This is a genomic window from Arthrobacter sp. 18067 (genome assembly GCF_902706295.1).
In the GTDB taxonomy this organism is placed as follows: Bacteria; Actinomycetota; Actinomycetes; order Actinomycetales; family Micrococcaceae; genus Arthrobacter.
Genome location: NZ_CACSJJ010000060.1, coordinates 1 through 946, shown reverse-complemented (window position 1 = coordinate 946; position 946 = coordinate 1). Strand labels below are relative to the sequence as shown.

Below are 946 nucleotides of genomic sequence, written 5' to 3'. Positions count from 1 at the left end.
CGTCTCGTGGGCACGGAGATGCGTATAAGAGACAGCCCAAAACCAAAAACAAATGGATACAAAGGAGTAACCCCGATGTCACTGCACCGCCTGACCCGCGTCGTAATGGGCGTCCCGAACGTGACCGAAACAGCCGCGTACTACGAAGAATTCGGCCTCGAACCCCTTGGCCACAACTCGTTCGGAACCCGCGACGGCGGCGAACAACTCAAAATCGTCCACGCACCCACCCGACGCCTGGTCGAACTCGGCGTCGGCGCCGACCACGACGACGACATCGCCAAAATCACCCACCAAATGACCCGCCTCGGTGTGCCCATCAACCACAACGGCACCGAACTACTCGCCACCGAACCCGTCTCCGGATTCACCGCACGCATCCACATCGCACCCCGCATCGCCCAAGAGAAAACCCCCGCAACCCCCTACAACGGCCCCGGCCGCATCGACCGCTGGGGACGCGCCCCCGGCGTCGTCCGCGACACCCAAATCAAGCCCCGCAAACTCGGCCACACCGTCATCGGCACCACAAACCTCGAAGCAACCATGCGCTTCTTCACCGAAGGCATCGGCTTCAAAATCAGCGACTACATCTCCGACAAAGGCGCCTTCATGCGCTGCTCCATCGACCACCACAACGTCCTCGCCCTCGCCGCACCCGTGAACTTCCTCCACCACACCTCCTGGCAAGTCGACGACATCGACGACGTCGGACGCGGCGCCAAAGCCATGCTCGAAAACAACCCCGAACGCCACATCTGGGGCCTCGGCCGCCACCACGCCGGCTCCAACTTCTTCTGGTACCTCAAAGACCCCGCCGGAAACTTCTCCGAGTACTACTCCGACATGGACTGCATCCCCGAAGACGAAATCTGGACCCCCGAAACCTTCGAAGGCGCCCAAGGACTCTTCAACTGGGGACCACCCCCACCCCCCTCCTTCCTCT

The 946-nt window shown here is 61.8% G+C and carries 1 protein-coding gene; it reads left to right on the top strand.

Annotated features, from left to right (window positions below; translation table 11 throughout):
• Positions 1 to 75: 75 nt before the first annotated feature.
• On the top strand, positions 76 to 946 hold an 871-nt coding region (locus GVL04_RS24060; protein ID WP_159709170.1), incomplete at its 3' end, for a VOC family protein.